Raw genomic sequence first — 20,959 nt, 5'->3', positions numbered from 1 at the left:
ACTAGATAAGATTTTAATCGTTTTACCACAGTAACAAAGCGCTCCCATCGAGCGCTAATTACTCAATGATAGTGCAACTAAGTTTTATTCAGCAGCGACGAGCGTTTTTATTTATTCGTTCGGACAGGGGCTTTACTTGTTATGACATCATCTATACATCGAAATAAGCGTAAGTCTGGGTTCCCTATCATTGAAGGGCTTGAGCCGCGTATTTTGCTGTCAGCGGATTTACCTGGGTTAGACATCTCTGGTAGTGACCTAGATTTACCGGATGAAGTCACAACGGAAGCTATTTTACGCGACGCCCATGCTGAGTTTGAAAACTTAGATGCACAAGCGATTGAGCAAAGTGCTGTATCTGGTGAGCCCCATCAAGATGATAATGTCGATGCATTGGTTGAGCCCACGGCGCAAGCAAATGATATTCGCCACGAGCTTGTTATTATCGATGCGGCCGTAGAAGACTATTCAACGTTAGTTGAGAGCTTGCAATCGCAAGCGGATGAAAATACCACCATTGAGGTCATCATTCTAGACTCAAACCGTAATGGTATTGAGCAAATCAGTGAAATCCTCGCAGACCAACAAAACCTAGATGCTGTGCACCTTATTTCCCATGGGTCATCAGGTTCAGTGCAGGTTGGTAACAGCCAATTAAGCCAAAGCGAATTAACTCAACACTCACAGACAATAAGCCAGTGGGGGAATGCATTTTCAGCCGAGGGTGATTGGCTTATCTACGGCTGTGACCTCGCCGCCGATGAGCAGGGTATCGCGTTTATTGATACGCTATCACAATTAACCGATGCCGATGTGGCCGCATCTGATGATGTAACTGGACACTCTGACCTTGGTGGTGATTGGGATCTTGAATATCAGTCGGGAACAATAGAAACCGATGTGGTTATTGATGCCGACACTCAGCAAGAGTGGGGCTATTTATTAGCTGATATTGCTAACTTACTCGATGGTGATGAAGACTCGACTACTGATCCATTAAATGCTGACATGCTCAGTGAATATAGTGCGAGCGCCTCTATCACTGCGGTTAATGGCACCGTGCTTAGCGGAGCAGCACAAAGCATCACGGTCACCAATGGTACGGTCAACATAGATGCAGACGGTAATATCACCTTTAGTGCAGATGCTAACTATAACGGTGCGGTAAGTTTTGACTACACCATTAATGACGGCGGTACTGAGACAACAGACAATGCTAGCGGGACGATTGCGGCGGTTAATGATGCGCCTGTGCTTAGCTATACTACCTACCTATCTGATATTTCTGAAGATCCAACCACCAATACGGGTGATAAAGTCTCCGATATTATTGCCCGTGGTGGTGACGGTTTCTTCACTGATGTTGATGCGGATGCGCTCCAAGGAATAGCCATTTATGGCCTCCCTGATACTAATGGATATTGGGAGTTTGATACTGGCTCTGGCTGGCAAAGAGTTGATTCAATATCTACAGAAACAATATCTCTATCCAATTCACTTTTATTGCGTAGTGAAGATAGTTTGCGCTTCGTTCCGAACTTAGATTGGAATGGTCAAGTGTTTATTGGTTTTGCAGGGTGGGATCAGACGTCTGGTACATTTGGTTTACAAGGCACCACTGTTGATGCTTCTTCTTTTGGCGGCGCCACAGCATTTAGTGCAACAGGTACCGGTCCTTCAATCACAGTTACAGCCGTCAATGATGCGCCAAGCATCAACTATGATCCCCCCATTAACGTAGCAGAAAATACTGTTAAGGTTACCACTGTCACTAGTACTGACGTTGATGGGGATACTGTTAGTTATGCCATTACTGGTGGTGCAGATGCGTCATTATTCAGCATCGATAGTGCAACAGGAAAGTTAATCTTTAACTCGGCACCTGATTTTGAGGCGCCTATTGATACCGATGCAGATAACATTTATAACGTTCAGATTACTGTCACAGACAGTAATAATGCGACAGATGTTCAAGATCTGGCGGTGACAGTCACCAACCTAAATCTTGAGGCCAGTGATGATGCTTTTACTGTTTCGGCAGGCGTCCCGGTCACCATCAATCCGCTCAGTAATGATATCGATGTAGACGGCGACAGCTTAACGCTTACTCACATCATCGATATTGAAGATAGTAATAAGTCATATGCTCTCATTACAGGGACACCCATAACCTTAGCATCCGGTACAGTGATTGAACTGCGCGCCGATGGTCGTCTCAAGGTTACCGTCAGCAGTGCTGGAAATGATAGTTTTGCTTATGTGGTCTCAGACGGCAATGGTAACAGCGATACCGGCACTGTCGATCTCAGCGTAGGTGATGATCAGACTGCTGCAGAAGCTAGTGGCTTTGTGACCACTTGGCAAACGACTGCTGCAAATGAAAAGATAACCATTCCAATTGGCAAGGGTGATACCAACTTTACCGTTTATTGGGGAGATGGTACATCATCTGCCTATACCGCTGGACAAGTAGTTAGCCACACCTATGCTGTTGCAGGCGCCCATAAAGTTGCCATTGTTGGTGACTTCCCCGGCATAAACTTCAACGGTAGCGGCGATGCCGACAAACTATTAACCATTGAGCAATGGGGCAATATCGCTTGGCAGGATTTGGATGATGCCTTTGAAGGTGCGGATAATCTTGTTATTAATGCCACCGATGCGCCTGACTTATCTGCAATAACCGATCTTTCTGAGATGTTTAGAGACGCAACTAAGATTACTAATGAAGGCACAAAATCAAACATTTGGAATTGGGATACGTCAAGTGTCACTGACATGAGTTTCATGTTTAACGGTGCTAAAATTTTTAATCAAAATATCGGCAATTGGGATACATCCAATGTCACCACCATGCAAAGCATGTTCTCAGGCGCCAAGAAGTTCGATGCAAATATTGGGTCTTGGAATACTTCAAACGTCATCACCATGCAAAGTATGTTTAAGGATGCCTCTTCGTTCAATCAGAATATCGGCAACTGGGATACTTCAAATGTCAAAAATATGTGGAATATGTTCCAAAATGCTTCAGCGTTCGACCAGGATATTAGTACAAAGAAAGACATAGACGGTAATAACATTTCATGGGTTACCTCAAATGTAAATACAATGGTAAACATGTTTTATGGTGCCACAATTTTCAATCAAAACATTGGTAACTGGGATACGACAAACGTTACCAGCATGAGTAATATGTTTAACGGGGCTGCCAAGTTTAATCAAGATATCAGTCTATGGAATACCTCGTTCGTTACCGATACATCCGGTATGTTCAGCGGTGCTAGTTCGTTCAATACTAATCTCAATAATTGGGATACTTCGAATGTCGAAAAAATGAATTCGATGTTCAGTGGCGCAACAAATTTTAACCAGAGTCTGAGCGACTGGAAAACCGGCAATGTCACTAACATGAGTTTCATGTTTAACGGTGCGACTTTGTTTAATGGCAACATAGGTACATGGGATACTTCAATCGTCACTACCATGCAAAGTATGTTCTCAGGCGCAACTAAGTTCGATGCAAATATTGGTAACTGGATTACGACGAGCGTTACCAACATGCAAAGTATGTTTAAAAACGCATCGTCTTTTAATCAATATATTGGTGATTGGAATACAGGCAATGTCTCTATTATGTGGAATATGTTCCAAGATTCATCATCCTTTAATCAGAATATTGGTGATTGGAATACGAGTAACGTTACAACCATGCTGAACATGTTTTACAATGCTAGCAATTTTAATCAAGACATTGGTGGTTGGAATACCAGTAACGTTACAACCATGGAAAGCATGTTTTTGAATGCTAGTGCTTTCAATAAATATATTGGTTCTTGGAATACTAGCAACGTTACAACCATGCTGAACATGTTTTACAATGCTAGCAATTTTAATCAAGACATTGGTGATTGGAATACCGGCAATGTTACAACCATGCAAAACATGTTTTACAATGCGATCAAGTTTAATCAAGACATTGGCGATTGGAACACCGCTAAAGTCACCAACATGAGTTTTATGTTCCGTAATGCCAGTGATTTTAATCAAGATCTCATTTTTAATTCAGATACCAACGCATGGAATACCTCTAAAGTTACTAACATGTCATTGATGTTTCAAGACGCTTCATCCTTTAACGGTAAGATTGGCTCATGGGATACGTCAAGTGCCACTAACATGCAAAGTATGTTTTTGAATGCGAGCGATTTTAATCAAGATATTGGTGAATGGAATACGTCAAAAGTCACTAACATGAGTAGTATGTTCAAAGGGGATAGTGACGCAAATCCAAATGTTTTTAATCAAGATATTGGACGCTGGGATACGTCAAGTGTGACTACCATGCAACATATGTTTAATAGAGCAGATGCTTTTAATCAAAATATTGGCGCATGGAATACGGCAAATGTCACGACCATGGAAGCGATGTTTTTCGGTGCAAAGGCTTTTAACCAAGATATTGGTGGCTGGAATACTGGCAATGTCACCAGTATGCTGAACATGTTTTACAACGCTACCTCGTTTAATCAAGATGTTGGCAATTGGAACACCGCTAAAGTCACCAACATGGGCTTTGTGTTTTACAACGCGTCTTCATTTGACCAAAGTCTTGGTAATTGGAATGTAACAAGTGCTACCAATATGGCAAGCATGCTAAGAAATAGTAATTTGTCCATTAGCAACTATGACAGCACGCTTACAGGTTGGGCTACACAAAATGTTAAATCTGGTATCTCGCTTGGCGCCGATGGGCTTCACTATAGCGATGTTAGCGCTGTTGATTCGTTAAAAGCGAAAGGATGGACCATTAATGATGCTGGCAGCGACAGTGTTGTCACTGTTGAATTCACATCAGCCACGTACACTGCAAATGAAGGTGATGGATCGATAGTCATCAGCTATACGGTCACCTCTGACGTGGTCAGTACTACGGATAAAACGTTTACCTTTACCATCAATGGCGGTACAGCCACCTCTGGCGTTGATTATACCTTTGCTTCCCATATTACGATTACTATTGCCAAAGGTGATTACACTGGTTCAGTTGTTCAAACGCAGACCATCACCATTCCCCTTAACGATGATACGACCGCTGAAGATGATGAAACTATTAACTTAGCGCTTGCAGCCGCCACCGGTGAGCAAAATGTCGAATTTGGTAGTCAAACGACAGCTGTTGCAACTATTCGAAACGATGATAACCATGCCCCGGCGATTACATCTAATGCCTCCGTCAGCGTAGAAGAAAATAGTATATTGGTGACCACAGTTACCAGCTCTGACGTTGAAGATGATGTTGTTAGGTATTCGATTACCGGTGGCGCAGATGCGTTATTATTCAGCATCGATAGTGTAACGGGTGAATTAACCTTTAAGTCGGCACCTGATTTCGAGACTCCTACTGATATCGGTGCAGACAACATTTATAACGTTCAGATTACTGCGACTGACAGCAATAATGCGACAGATGTTCAAGAGTTGGTTGTTAATGTCACCAATCTGAATGTCGAAGCTATTGATGATGATTTGCATATTTCGGCAGGTGTCCCGGTGACCATCGATCTGCTCAGTAATGACATCGATGATGATGGTGACACCTTAACGCTTACTCAAATCATCGATACTGCAAATAACAATACAGTATATGATCTTACTTTAGGGACACCAATTACATTAGCGTCCGGTACGGTGATTGAACTGCGTGCCGATGGTCGCTTGCAGATCACTGCTGGTAGTGCGACCAGTAATACTAATCAATTCTTTGATTATGCTATCTCAGATAGCAACGGCCATAGTGACACAGGAAGTATCTCCTTAGAAATTGGTAGTGGTGAGGGTTTTGTTACTACCTGGCAAACGGATAATGCAGGCACATCTGCAGATAACCAAATTAGTATTCCAATTGGAACCAATGGCACTGGCGTTGTTAATTTTACTGTTTATTGGGGAGATGGCACATCCTCAATCCACACATCTGGTCCAGCAAAACACGAATATGCTATAGCAGGTGAGTATACTGTTTCTATTGTCGGCGACTTCCCCGGCATCAACTTCGACGGTGGCGGTGATGGTGACAAGCTATTAACTATCGAGCAATGGGGCAATATCGCTTGGCAGGATTTAGACGATGCCTTCGATGGTGCAAACAACTTAGTTATCAATGCGACAGATACGCCTAACCTATCTGCAATTACCGATCTTTCAGAGATGTTTAAGGGCGCCACCAGTATTAATACCAATCTCAGCGGGTGGGTTACATCCAGTGTAACCGACATGTCTGGTATGTTTAATGGTGCCACTGCTTTCAATCAGGATATTAGTGGTTGGGATACCTCAAATGTTGAGACAATGTACCAAATGTTTAATAGCGCAAAGGCTTTTAATCAAGATATTGGTGGTTGGGATACTTCCAATGTCAAGAGTATGGCCCGTATGTTTTACGGAGCGAGCGAGTTTAACCAAGATATAAGTTTATGGAAAACTCATAACGTGGAAAGTATGGCTTACATGTTTGACAGCGCGGGATCGTTTAATGCCGATATTGGATCATGGGATACATCTAAAGTCACTTCAATGAAAAACATGTTCAGTAGTACTGCTTCATTTAACCAAGATATTGGGAAATGGAACACATCTAGTGTTAAGGACATGGAAAGCATGTTTAGTGGTGCCACAGCTTTTAATCAAGATATTAGTGCATGGAATACATCTAGTGTGACCAAGATGCAAAGCATGTTTAGTGGTGCTACAGCTTTTAATCAAGATATTAGTGCATGGAATACATCTAATGTTACCAATATGAAAAGCATGTTTTCCGGTGCCTCTTTATTTAATCAAAATATCAATACTGCAATTAATCCAGATACTAATAAAACATCATGGGACACATCAAAAGTTACCGACATGGGTAGTATGTTTTCTGGTGCGACTGCTTTCAACCAGGACATTAGTGACTGGAATACCTCACGTGTCACCACAATGTACCAAATGTTTAGTAAGGCAGAGGTTTTTAATCAGGATATTGGTGGTTGGAATACTTCCAGTGTCAATAATATGGCCAGAATGTTCGAAAATGCCACTTCATTTGATCAAAATATCGGTAGTTGGGATATATCCAAGGTTAGTAACATGTCATACATGCTGGATAATAGTAATCTATCTATTAGCAATTATGATGCGACGCTCATTAATTGGTCAAAACAAACTGTGCAGGCTAACGTAACGTTTGGGGCTAAGGGACTTCACTACAGCGATGCTGTAGACAGGCAATTGTTAGTCGATAAAGGCTGGGTAATTACAGATGCTGGCAGTGACAGTGTTGTCACTATTGAATTCACATCAGCCACGTACACTGCAAATGAAGGTGATGGGTCGATAGTCATCAGCTATACGGTCACCTCTGACGTGGTCAGTACTACGGATAAAACGTTTACCTTTACCATCAATGGCGGTACAGCCACGTCTGGCGATGATTATACCTTTGCATTCCCTATCACGATTACTATTAAAGCAGGTGATTACACTGGTTCAGTTGTTCAAACGCAGACCATTACCCTTAACGATGACGAGATCCCTGAAGATGATAAAACTATCCTATTCGCTTTTGAAAGGGTAGCGGGTGAACAAAATATCAAATTTGGTACTCAAGACAGTGCTGTAGCAACTATCTTGAATGATGACAACCATGCGCCAGTAATAGAACAGGATAGTGGAATTACCCTAACCACTCTCAGCGAAGATATGGGCGCAGACAACATCAATGGCAACTTGATTTCTGAGATACTCGCAAGTTCAAATACGGACGCTGATTCTATTAGTGATGCAGATAGCGGAGCCTTAGAAGGTATCGCGATTCGTGGTCTATCAAGCGACAATGGTTATTGGCAATACGATATCGGTGACGGTTGGGTAACAATAGACTCCGTGTCTGCAAGTGAATCACTTTTACTGGGTGCAGATGACAGAATACGTTTTGTACCCGACTCTGATTGGAACGGTACAGAGTTTTTAACTTACGTTGCCTGGGATCAAACATCAGGTGTACATGGCGAAAAAGCTAATACTTTTAATTCAGCAGATGATCGTGGTGGAACTACTGCATTTAGTAAAGGGCTGGTGGTTGCCAGTTTAACCGTCACAAGAGTCAATGACACTCCTACTATTGAAATAACGGCTAATGACTTTACTGAAGATGCTGGGGGCTTAACTGCGGGGGTCAGCATTGCGGGTAGTTACACCACCGATGATCACGGTGATGGCGACCAATTAACGGTAACCTTTAATACGGCGAGCACTCATTACACTTTAGATACAGTAAACGGTAATATACTGCTGACACAAGCGGGTATAGATATCATCAACGCGGGTGGCACGCTCGACGCAATTGATCTGAAAGTCACCGATAATAACGCGACGCCATTATCTAGTACTGCTTTAGCTACACCAATCGTTACTGAGGTCAACGATGTTGAAACCTTAACGCTAACTAACGGCACTGCCACAGAGCACAACACCGTAGCGGGCACAGTGATGGGTACGTTCACCTTAACGGATGAAGAAGGCGGCTTAACGGTCAACTTCACCTCTGGAACAAATACGTTAGGCCACTATGAATTAGTCGGCAACGAAGTGCGCTTAACTGCCGCCGGTGTCGCGTATCTTAATGCGGGCAATACCTTAGCGAGTATCAGCTTAACTACCAGTGATGGCGTAAGTGCAACCAATACGGTGAGTACTACCTTAGTCAATGATGTTGAAACGTTAACGCTAACCAATGGCAGCGCGACTGAACACAGCACCGTTGCTGGCACAGTGATGGGCACGTTCACTTTGACCGATGAAGAAGGCGGGTTAACCGTTGATTTCACTGCTGGCACTAACAGTGACGGTCACTATGAATTAGTCGGCAACGAAGTTCGATTAACCGCGGCGGGTGTCGCGTATCTTAATGCCGGTAACGTTTTAGCGAGTATCAGCCTCATCACAAGTGATAATGTCACAGCAACTAATACCGTCGAGACGACTTTAGTTAATGACACTGAAACCTTAACGCTCACTAATGGCAGCGCGACAGAACACAGCACAGTCGCTGGCAGTGTAATGGGTACGTTTACCCTGACTGATGAAGAAGGCGGGTTAACGGTCAACTTCACCTCTGGAACAAATACGTTAGGCCACTATGAATTAGTCGGCAACGAAGTTCGCTTAACCGCCGCCGGTGTCGCGTATTTGAATGCCGGTAACACTTTAGCCAGTATCAGCCTCACTACCAGTGATGGCGTGAGTGCAACCAATACGGTTAGCACCACGCTAATCAATGACACTGAAACCTTAATACTCACCAATGGCAGCGCAACCGAGCACAGCACGGTTGCCGGTACCGTTATGGGTACGTTTACCCTGACCGATGAAGAAGGCGGCTTAAGCGTCGATTTCACCGCAGGCACTAACAGTGACGGCCATTATGAAATCGTTGGCAACGAAGTGCGATTAACTGCCGCCGATGTCGCATATTTGAATGCCGGCAATACTTTAGCGAGTATCAGCTTAACTACCAGTGATGGCGTGAGTGCAACCAACACGGTTAGCACCACCCTAGTCAATGACACAGAAACCTTAACACTCACTAACGGCAGCGCCACCGAGCACAGCACGGTTGCGGGCACAGTGATGGGTACATTTACCTTGACCGACGAAGAAGGTGGCTTAACGGTCGGCTTCACCTCTGGCACTAACAGCGACGGCCACTATGAAATCGTCGGAAGCGAAGTGCGCTTAACCGCAGCTGGTGTCGCGTATTTGAATGCCGGCAATACTTTAGCGAGTATCAGCTTAACTACCAGTGATAATGTCACAGCAACTAATACCGTTAGCACCACCTTAGTTAATGATGTTGAAACGTTAACGCTCACCGACGGCGCGGCCACAGAGCACAGCACCGTTGCAGGCACCGTGATGGGCACGTTTACCCTGACCGATGAAGAAGGTGGTTTAACCGTAGACTTTACCGCTGGCAGCAACAGCGACAGCCATTATGAAATCGTTGGCAACGAGGTGCGTTTAACCGCAGCTGGTGTCGCGTATTTGAATGCCGGCAATACTTTAGCCAGTATCAGCCTGACTACCAGTGATAATGTCACAGCGACCAACACCGTCGAGACGACTTTAGTTAATGACACTGAAACCTTAACACTCACCAATGGCAGCGCCACAGAGCACAGCACCGTTGCTGGCACCGTCATGGGCACGTTTACCCTGACTGATGAAGAAGGTGGCTTAACGGTCAACTTCACCTCTGGCACTAACAGCGACGGCCACTATGAATTAGTCGGCAACGAGGTGCGCTTAACCGCCGCCGGTGTCGCGTATTTGAATGCCGGTAATACTTTAGCGAGTATCAGCCTGACTACCAGTGATGGCGTGAGTGCAACCAATACCGTCGAGACGACTTTAGTTAATGACACTGAAACCTTAATACTTACCAATGGCAGCGCGACAGAACACAGCACAGTCGCCGGCACAGTGATGGGCACGTTTACCCTGACTGATGAAGAAGGCGGCTTAACCGTAGACTTTACTGCTGGCACTAACACAGCAGGTTACTATGAAATCGTCGGCAACGAAGTTCGCTTAACCGCCGCCGGTGTCGCGTATTTGAATGCCGGTAATACTTTAGCGAGTATCAGCCTGACAACCAGTGATGGCGTGAGTGCAACTAATACCGTCGAGACGACTTTAGTCAATGATGTTGAAACCTTAACGCTAACGAATGGTTCAGCCACCGAGCACAGCACGGTTGCCGGTACAGTGATGGGTACGTTCACCCTGACTGATGAAGAAGGCGGGTTAACGGTCAACTTTACCGCAGGCACGAATACTGCTGGCCACTATGAAATCGTCGGAAGCGAAGTGCGCTTAACCGCAGCTGGTGTCGCGTATTTGAATGCCGGCAATACTTTAGCGAGTATCAGCTTAACTACCAGTGATAATGTCACAGCAACTAATACCGTTAGCACCACCTTAGTTAATGATGTTGAAACGTTAACGCTCACCGACGGCGCGGCCACAGAGCACAGCACCGTTGCAGGCACCGTGATGGGCACGTTTACCCTGACCGATGAAGAAGGCGGCTTAACCGTCGGCTTCACCTCTGGAAGCAACAGCGGCGGCCATTATGAAATCGTTGGCAACGAAGTGCGCTTAACAGCCGCCGGTGTCGCGTATCTTAATGCGGGCAATACCTTAGCGAGTATCAGCTTAACTACCAGTGATGGCGTAAGTGCAACCAATACGGTGAGTACTACCTTAGTCAATGATGTTGAAACGTTAACGCTTACCAATGGCAGCGCGACAGAACACAGCACGGTTGCCGGTACAGTGATGGGTACGTTCACCCTGACTGATGAAGAAGGCGGGTTAACGGTCAACTTTACTGCTGGAACAAATACGTTAGGCCACTATGAGCTGGACGGAGACAAAGTATTACTTACTGCAGCGGGTGAAGCGTACCTTAATGCGGGTAACACTTTAGCCAGTATCAGCCTCACTACCAGTGATGGCGTGAGTGCAACCAATACCGTCGAGACGACTTTAGTTAATGACACTGAAACCTTAATACTCACCAATGGCAGCGCGACAGAACACAGCACTGTCGCCGGTACCGTTATGGGCACGTTTACTCTGACTGATGAAGAAGGCGGCTTAAGCGTCGACTTCACCGCTGGCACTAACACCGCAGGCTATTATGAAATCGTTGGCAACGAAGTGCGCTTAACTGCCGCCGGTGTCGCGTATTTGAATGCCGGTAACGTTTTAGCCAGTATCAGCCTCACCACAAGTGATAATGTCACAGCAACTAATACCGTCAGCACAACTTTAGTGAATGACACCGAAACGCTCACCCTCACTAACGGCAGCGCCACCGAACACAGCACCGTTGCTGGCACCGTTATGGGCACGTTTACCTTAACGGATGAAGAAGGCGGCTTAACCGTCGATTTCACTGAAAATACCAATACGTTAGGCCATTATGAAATCGTTGGCAACGAAGTGCGCTTAACCGCCGCCGGTGTCGCGTATTTGAATGCCGGTAACACTTTAGCCAGTATCAGCCTGACAACCAGTGATGGCGTGAGTGCAACCAATACGGTTAGCACCACGCTAATCAATGACACTGAAACCTTAACACTCACCAATGGCAGCGCAACCGAGCACAGCACGGTTGCGGGCACCGTTATGGGTACGTTCACCTTAACGGATGAAGAAGGCGGCTTAACGGTTGATTTCACTGCTGGCACTAACAGTGACGGCCACTATGAAATCGTCGGCAACGAAGTTCGATTAACCGCGGCGGGTGTCGCGTATTTGAATGCCGGTAACACCTTATCCAGTATCAGCCTCACCACCAGTGATAATGTCACGGCAACCAATACGGTTAGCACTACGTTAGTGAACGATGCGCCAGTAATCACAATTCTGTTGGTAACAGACTTTATCGAGGATGACGCTTCGAACTCTGTCGGCTCAATTGTTGCTACTTTCCAAACGAGTGATGAAGAAGGCAATAACGTAACTGTGACACTAAGTGACACGACACATTACGTCCTAGGCACGGGCACAAATGCCGGTAAAGTATTGTTAACCGCAGAAGGGCTTGCGTTGGTCAATGCTGGTATCGATTTACCTGCATTCACACTTATTCCTAATGATGGCGTAAGTGAGGGGCAAAGCGTTAATGTAGATCCCACTGTCACAGCCCAACAAAATGTCACTTTTGCTATAGATGATAGCGTTACTACCGATGAAGATATCGCGATTAATATCGATGTATTAGCCAATGATATTGATGTTACAGGAGCAACCGATACCATAATCTCAATAGTTGCATCGGTCACAAATGGTGCTAATGGCTCAGTGAGCATTAATGCCGATGGCACAATCACCTACACTCCAAATACTAACTTTAATGGCACAGACAGTTTCACGTACACCAATACAGAGGGGCAAACCGCAACGGTATATGTCACTGTAAATGCCGTTAATGATATTAGCGTGGCAGTAGATGATGCCGTCAGTACCCAAGAAAATAACATACTCAATGCAAATGTACCTGCCGCGACAGATGTTGATGGAACAGTTGAAAGCTATCAATTAGTTGATGATGTTACAGCAGGTCACCTAGTCTTCAATAATGACGGCAGCTACTCATTTATTCCTGGCAATGACTTCGACTACTTAGCTGTAGGTGAAAGCCGTGATGTGACGTTTACTTACACCGCAACTGACAATGATCGCGGAGTGAGTGAAGTGAAAACGATTACCATCACAGTGGTAGGAACCAATGATGCACCAACCATAAATACCCATGTTGGTAGCACCCAAATTGAAAATATCGCAATGGCTGGCGATACGGTTGCGACGTTCACCGCAAGTGATTTAGACGGTGACAATGTTACCTACAGAATTACCAATGGCAATGCTGATGGTTACTTTACGATTGATACCAATACTGGCGTGGTGACCTTAACGGCTGCGGGTCAGGCTGCGTTGGCTAATGATGCCTTAATTGACACGCTGTATAATTTGGGTGTTACAGCGAGTGACGGTATTGCTGATTCGGTAGAAATGCTTGCCGTTATCACGTTCGAAGCAACTAACGATTCAGCCATCGTGAGCTCAGCTAACAATATTATCAATGAAACAGATAAAGCTATTACCACTAGCGGCACATTAACCGCGATAGATATCGATAATGACAATAATGCCTTTACCCCACAAACGATCGTAGGTACTTACGGTACTTTCACCATTGATGCATTAGGCGTATGGCATTTCACTGCCAATGATGCATTCAATGAATTGAATGCGAATCAAAGCCTCTCCGAAACCTTTAATGTCACCAGTGTTGACGGTACCGCCAGTACGGTAACAGTGCAAATTAATGGCACTAACGATGCGGCAACAGTGAGCAGTGACAATAACGTTATCAGTGAAACCGATATAGCTATTACCACTAGCGGCACATTAACCGCGATTGATATCGATAATGATAATAATGCCTTTACCCCACAAACGATTGTAGGTACTTACGGTACTTTTACCATTGATGGATTAGGTGTGTGGCGTTTCACCGCCAACCATGCATTCAATGAATTGAATGACAATCAACACATCACAGAAACCTTTAATGTCACCAGTATCGACGGCACAGCCAGCACTGTCACAGTGCAAATTAATGGTACTAACGATGCGGCTACCGTGAGCAGTGACATCAAGATAATGAATGAAACCGATGCGCCAATTACTACTGGTGGATTACTCACGGCCAAAGATGTAGATAATACAAATAATACCTTCACCCCATCTACCACCGTGGGGATATATGGCACCTTCAGGATTGATACTTCAGGCGCATGGACATTTATAGCAAACTCCACATTTAATGAATTAAATGCGGGTGATCGTATTTCAGAAATGTTTACCGTAACCAGTGCCGACGGTACGGTAAGCACAGTAACGGTACAAATTATTGGTACTAAAGAGATACTGGCTAACGTTATAGACGACCCAAAATTAGATGACGTTGATTTACCTACCAACGTCGATCCCAATGCCGAGCAGTCCGCTAACACTGTTGTTGGAGGAATCGTATCTACTTATAAAAATATGGAAATTAATCAAGATATTGATTTAATAGTTGATGTACTCGGAGCTCAAAACCCGATTTATCAACCCCAAACAGCTAATACTCCAATGTCAGATGAAGTATATCTGAGCGTGTTATCTGAGCGTCCTAATAGCGATGTGCATAATGAAATCGTTAAACCAGCAGAAGCGCTCACTCAAACATTTTTGCAAGAGCTCACGTCATTTTGGAAAGACAACGGGATAGAAACAGCAGCACAATCGCCAACGTTTAATGCAGACACAAATTCGCGTAGTCCAGAATTTGTAAATGATCTGGATAAAATGCAGCAAGACTTAGATACAGCAGCAAAAGAAAAACAAATAACAAACGATCTCAACGTTGGAACCGTTACAGGTGTGGGTGTCACTGCAGCAGCTATTTTTGCCAGTTGGTTGCTCCGTGGTGGCTCACTGTTAGCCAGCCTTATTACCGCAATGCCAGCATGGCGATCACTTGATGTATTACCCATATTGACCGCTGATGAAAAATTAAGAAATGGACAATCAGCAGGTGATGGCGAAGCCGAAGGGAATATTGATCACTTATTTGACGAGCAAAGTTCAGCTCATCCATCTGATGACAAGATTAAAAGGTAAAATATGAAAATTGCTGGGCTATCACCCATTGTGCGTCTTTCTATTGGGTTGAGTTTACTGACGGTCAGTTTATTGTTGGTTGCCGATTTTTTAGGTTTTATCCCCAACCCTAAGCTTGCCGAATTTACGGCACGTAAAGAAATTGCCGAATCATTAGCAATACAAGTTTCTGCTGATGTGATGAAAGGCGACATCAACTCTGTCGCAGTGTTGATGCACTCTCTTCAACAGCACAATAAAAGTATTGTGTCTCTAGGGTTGCGCGCTAACGATAAACAACTTATTTCCAGTGCAGGCGATCACAGTAAGCATTGGCAGTTAACGGATAAAGACTCATCAACCATAACAAACGTGCTAGTGCCCATCCATGACAAAGACGGTCGATGGGGCTCGCTTGAAGTCAGTTTTGAGCCACTCGATGGCAACGTATGGATTTTTGACCGTGCAGGTTCAACCATTACCATCATTATCTTTATATTAACGGTTGGTTTTTTTGTGTATTGGTTGTTCCTAAAACGAGCCCTAAATGAATTAGACCCAAGTGCAGTCATACCAGACCGCGTTAGCGCAGCACTAAATATATTGGCGGAAGGATTGGTCATTCTCGATAACAACGGACGTATCGTTTTTGTAAACACCGCATTTGAGCGCAAATTAGGCCAGCCTTCACAAATGCTAATTGGCACAAACTTGTCAGAATTAGACTGGAGAACGACAGATACAGATAAGCGTAATGAACCACACACTCTACCTTGGCAACAACTATTAGAAGGGATAGAAGCGCAACATTCAAACTTAAAGCTATACACCCAATTAAAAGAGTATCTTAGTTTTGCTGTTAATATTGCCCCCATCGAAACCGCAGAGGGTGATATTCGTGGTGTAGTGGTGACATTCGATGATGTAACAGAGTTAGAAAATAAAAATATTGATTTAGAACGGGCTTTAAGTCAAATCAAACATAGCCAACAAGAAATTACATATCAAAACAGGAGGTTGCAGATTCTCGCCACACGAGACTCGATGACCGGACTGCTAAACCGTCGTTCACTCTTTGAAGGTTTCACCAGTTTATTAAGTGAAATGGATGACGATGAAGACACGCTCAGTTGTATCATGCTCGATATCGATCACTTTAAATTAGTGAATGACCGTTTTGGCCATGCTACTGGCGATGTGGTTATTAAATCATTGGCAAAAATTTTATCAGAAACAGCACGTAGTGACGATTTAGTCGGGCGTTACGGTGGCGAAGAATTCTGTATTGTATTGCCAGGTGTAGACGAGAAGCTCGCTGCGGATATTGCAGAGCGGATACGGATAGTGGTGAATAACGTTAATACTGGTGGAGTTAGCGGTTTTATTCCATACACAGCCAGCTTTGGAGTATCGAATGTCACTGGGGGGAAGTTTACACCTGAATTCATCATCGACCTTGCTGATAAAGCACTCTATTACGCTAAAAAATCGGGTCGTAATCAGGTCGCTCGTTGGTCCCTTATAGAAGGTACTGAAAAAACCATTGAACAAAATACTCAAAATGACATTGAGAAAACAGCCCTCATAAGCAGTGAATCAGTGTCATTAACCGCACCAGTAGCTGAGCCTAATAGTGCTGAAAATACAGCAGCACAAAATTTACACCATCGTATTGCAGAGCTTGAAGCATTAATTTACGGACAAAAAACACATGACTTCGATTTAGCCAATAACGACAGTGATTTCCCTAATCAGATCGTCATGATGGATCGGATTAAACAAGGCATTGCGCGAAGTGTACGTTTAAATACATTATTCGCAGTTTTAATCATTGATGTCGATGCCATGCAAATCATTAAAAACACACTCGGTGAAGCCGCGGTTAATAAGCTGATTAACATACTCGCTAAGCGTTTAAAAAATATGCTGCGTTCAGCAGATTCAGTGGTTATAGATGGCACAACTAAAATTGGTAGCAACCTGTCTCGCACCAGTAATGGTGAGTTTGTCGTATTATTAATGGACATGCATAAGCAAGAAGAAGCCACCTGGGTTATTCAGCGTTTATTTAATTGTTTGTGCGAACCCGTAACAATTGAAGGCACAGAGGTTTTTCTTGATACCCGGATTGGCGTCAGTCTGCACCCAAATGATGGTCAAAACCCTGAAATATTACTCACACATGCTGGTGTTGCTTTACGTGAGGCTAAAGCCACATTAGGTAGGGATATTTGTCTTTATTACAGTAAAGAAACCAATGAACATGCTAAAACCCAATTATATATGAAAGGGGAGCTCCACAGAGCGATAGAACGTAACGAACTATCAATTGAATACCAACCCGTCATCTCAATGAGCACAGGCCGTATTATCAGTTTTGAAGCGCTTTTACGCTGGCGCCACCCTGAATTAGGCTCAGTTTCACCAGAGGTGTTTATCGCCATCGCAGAGCATTCAGGGTTAATAGAAGACATCGGTAACTGGGTGTTAGAAAAAGCATGCAGACAATTAAAAACTTGGCATGATATTGGGCATCAAGACCTAACAATCGCGGTTAATTGTTCCGTTGTACAGTTTAGATCTTCAGACTTTGCCAATAAAGTCCTAGCTATTGTTACGCAACAAGGTCTTAAACCTAACGCCTTAACCGTAGAGATCACAGAATCAGCGTTAATTCACAATATCAAAGCTGCAGAGTCAAATCTCAATGAACTAAGCAGTGCAGGAGTGAAGATATCACTGGACGACTTTGGTACTGGTTATTCATCTCTTAGCTATTTAAAACTGTTTCCGATTGATATTGTTAAAATTGACAAATCATTTTTAACTGGCTTTCCAGATACCCCTCAAGATGCAGCTATCGTAAGTGCCATCATTGCAATGGTGCACAGCTTAGGATTGCATGTTGTCGCCGAAGGCGTAGAGCTTAATGACCAATTACAGGCATTACAACACTTACAGTGCGATTCAATTCAGGGATACTTATTTAGCAAGCCAATCCCACGCGAACAAGCAACAGCACTGCTCGCTAATCCCACCGATATCCGCCGTCGAGTCTGGGACAGCAAATCTACCAATATGTCTAAAGATAATACCTTACTCGCAGGCGTGCTCAATAATGCCCCTAGAGAAAGAGCGTCATAATCGATTACCTAAACAAACAACGGCATATATTCTCACAATAGCTATATACAGATTTTAAAAGTGAAGAAACCACAAGCTCATCATTACTGATGAGCTTGTTTGGATATAGATAAAAATTGCTATTGTTATTAAAAAGCCAAGAAACCAGCTGTTAAAAAATGTGTTAATCGATAGCGAAGTCGCTTCATTGTTTACCGTGTTCTGGCTCTACAAATAGTGAGCTATTTTTTGCTGAGGCCATTACCTAAATATCATCGACACTTGCATCATAAAGGTTAGAAGCTTAATACAATAACGTTTAAGTCGTCCAGAATCAGAATCTAACAGCCGCATGATAATGCTAACGATTTTATAGCTCAGCGCGATACAGTGCACCTAACAAATTGCCTGATAAGCTTGTGGGTACAATATTAAATCCAAGGATAAACCAACGTCTGTATAAACGAACATCCCTAAAGTGAAAAGGATGATTGAGCTTTTTTATAAAAATTTTGTTAGCAGACCAAATGTCACTGTTTCCATGCCAAGATTGATTACCTTCACGCAGATCATTTATGAGGGTTAACAATGCTAATTGACTAAACTCCATTTCATACCATGTTTTTTGATAAGAAATGATGAAGTTATAAGTTATGGATAGGTGAAAGTGAAAGCAGTCTTCAGATTTTTTAATGATTTTTAAATGTACGCCAGTATCTTCAATATCAATAACAGTTATAGTATTCAACGTATTGATAACCTTTGTCATCGATTGCCTAAGTTTGATCTCAATCTCTAGTTTTTCCGAGCGTTCAGGAAAAGCATCTTTGTCGATATGTTTTCGCACATCTAGAAGCTCTTCAAAACTGTAGGTCTCGTATTTAGGTTCCATCCAAATAAGCTCTATAAGATATCTTTCTCTAATAAAATGAACCCAGGTTCTCGAATTGAATAATTAAAATAGTCTTTTAAATTCATTAGCTTGCATGATTTCACGCCTTTAAATTATGCAATTACTTACTAAGATTGACTTTATTCCTGAAGTTGAAAAAAGTCAATAATTATGAGCTAATTTGGCCATGTTTTGCTTAAAATCAGAATGTTTCATCTATACTTTTCTTAAATGAAATTGCTTCTTCATTCCCCATTTCAGCAGCAACGTTTAAATATTTGAGAAATAATACCTCATCCTTTAAATCAAGATAACCGAGCGAAAGAAGATAATAATAATCTGAAATATACCTATACTTGATAAATTTAGTAGCATACTCAATTACGAGCCTTGGATTTTTTATAAACGATTCTCTTCCTAAAGTAAGCACTCTGAGATAATAAATTTCCGCATCGATACTATCCCCAGAATCGATTAATCTAAATAATCGCTCCTTTAGCTCGACCAAATCCGGCCTGTTCTTATCTATGACTGCGATTAAATATTCAGTTTCAGCATCTACATGACCTTGTTTGGCAGCCTTCTCTAGCGACGCTAATCTATTTGATTGGTCAACCGCTAAGTTAGCACTTTCCCAAGTAGCATGAGGCAACCCCTGCTTAACCTGACTTATTATTAATTTGCGATCACAAACCTCCTTTCCAGAAAAGTACTGCCAGATGCAATACTCGATATAGCCATGCTCGGTCGCAAAAAAATTTTTATTAAGATCATCTAAATAAGATGTCTCGCCTGTGGTTCGATATAGATTAATCAAAGAGGCTATTTTTAGCTTTTGTACAACAGAGTCGTTACCGCCAATATACAGTCTTTTAGCCCGGCGTTTTATTTCAAAATCCAAAGTACCAAGGCCCTTTCCACACTTCTCAAGCTCAGTATTTATCGCCTGTTCATCATTAGAAAGCTGTATAGTTTTATTAATATCCACCATTGCATTGAGATCACAAGCCAAGACTCCTGCACTATTTAGCATCATAAACGTTATACTAACGGCCAGAGTAAGCCATCTCACCAAGATAATTTGCAAAGCTGTTTGCTCCATGTCTTATTACCTGAAATACAGGCATCTGTGCGTATGGTTGTTGACATAAGTTAGCAGAAAACCAATTGGGGTGGGTAGCCATGTTTTGTTGTGTTTTCAAAAGTGGTTTAAAGAAAGTTTTCACTTAACGAATATGAAAGATATCAAGAATAAAAGTATCAGAAAAATCCTTATCCTCTTAAAGAAAGTCATTTTTTTATATTCTTCACTGCTGATTAGCCTACTATATTTGTTGCCAGACTTAATTGCTGACTTGACATCTTCAAGCGTTATTTTGCTGTCTTGAAGTGCTAATCTAGCATGAATCTGAGATGCGAAAATACCTTCTAAATACATCAAAACCAGAAAGCCAAGCACACAAACTATTGTAAAAATCAAAAGAATCCCCGTCCAATAAGCCATGTATGATTTACAAAACCATAGCTAGCATCGAAAAAACGATGCCCCCCATTTCTTGAACAAATAACATAACTCGTTTTCATGGCTTTGGCGAGGGTTAGGATCGATGTGATCAACTCATCAATATTTATCGATATGGCTAGAATATTATCGTTAAATGAGTTGTTTATGGTCATCTAAGG

At 43.0% G+C, this 20,959-nt stretch carries 4 protein-coding genes; 2 read left to right on the top strand and 2 right to left on the bottom strand.

All coding sequences use genetic code 11. The features are described 5' to 3' along the window. Window positions 1–141: 141 nt before the first annotated feature. Together AC19MV_RS09180 and AC19MV_RS09175 are read left to right on the top strand one after the other, a co-directional pair. Window positions 142–15,282 carry a BspA family leucine-rich repeat surface protein gene (locus AC19MV_RS09180; protein WP_498307143.1) on the top strand — a complete coding sequence of 5,047 codons (15,141 nt, stop codon included), beginning with the start codon at window positions 142–144 and terminating at the stop codon, window positions 15,280–15,282. Window positions 15,283–15,285: 3 nt separating this feature from the next. After that, window positions 15,286–18,405 carry a bifunctional diguanylate cyclase/phosphodiesterase gene (locus AC19MV_RS09175; RefSeq protein ID WP_498307141.1) on the top strand — a complete coding sequence of 1,040 codons (3,120 nt, stop codon included), beginning with the start codon at window positions 15,286–15,288 and terminating at the stop codon, window positions 18,403–18,405. A gap of 349 nt (window positions 18,406–18,754) precedes the next feature. Here the strand turns inward: AC19MV_RS09175 and AC19MV_RS09170 are convergent, their stop codons facing one another. After that, complete coding sequence (locus AC19MV_RS09170) at window positions 18,755–19,276, bottom strand: hypothetical protein (protein WP_498307139.1); 522 nt, start codon at window positions 19,274–19,276, stop codon at window positions 18,755–18,757. Between the two features lie 202 nt (window positions 19,277–19,478). After that, a complete protein-coding gene (locus AC19MV_RS09165; RefSeq protein ID WP_498307137.1) occupies window positions 19,479–20,378 on the bottom strand; it encodes a hypothetical protein in 900 nt (299 codons plus the stop codon). Window positions 20,379–20,959: the final 581 nt, after the last annotated feature.

It is taken from the genome of Shewanella sp. MF05913, assembly GCF_059758095.1.
The sequence above is the reverse complement of the archived record's forward strand: the minus strand, read 5'-3'. Positions and strand labels throughout refer to the sequence as shown.

Coding starts and splice junctions, on each gene's coding strand:
- AC19MV_RS09170 (WP_498307139.1), bottom strand. CDS start 19,276: ATGGAACCTAAATACGAGACCTACAGTTTTGAAGAGCTTCTAGATGTG.
- AC19MV_RS09175 (WP_498307141.1), top strand. CDS start 15,286: ATGAAAATTGCTGGGCTATCACCCATTGTGCGTCTTTCTATTGGGTTG.
- AC19MV_RS09180 (WP_498307143.1), top strand. CDS start 142: ATGACATCATCTATACATCGAAATAAGCGTAAGTCTGGGTTCCCTATC.
- AC19MV_RS09165 (WP_498307137.1), bottom strand. CDS start 20,378: ATGGAGCAAACAGCTTTGCAAATTATCTTGGTGAGATGGCTTACTCTG.